This is a genomic window from Streptomyces sp. SID14436 (assembly GCF_010548465.1).
Taxonomy (GTDB): domain Bacteria; phylum Actinomycetota; class Actinomycetes; order Streptomycetales; family Streptomycetaceae; genus Streptomyces.
On sequence record NZ_JAAGMD010000185.1, the window covers coordinates 1 to 226 of the forward strand.

General features: G+C 76.1%; 1 protein-coding gene. It reads left to right on the forward strand.

What is annotated here, in order from left to right; genetic code table 11:
* Positions 1-226: hypothetical protein (locus tag G3I53_RS06680; protein WP_164438116.1), on the forward strand; the 226-nt coding region annotated here is incomplete at both ends.

A 226-nucleotide genomic window follows, 5' to 3' on the forward strand; every position in this document is an offset into this window, starting at 1 on the left:
TCGCCGCGCTCCACTCGCCGGACGTCCTGGAGATCGTGCTGATCGCGGCGGACCGCTCGCGCCCGCTGGCGGAGCGCACCGCCGAGTGGGCCTGGCTGGGATGGCTGCCGCACGTCCGCCCCGGCCACGGCCAGGACTGCCGGCTGCTGTTCGCCCACGACCGTGAGCAGGCCACCGCCCGCACCGAGGAACTGCTGCGCCGGCTGGCCGACCACGACCAGGCAGC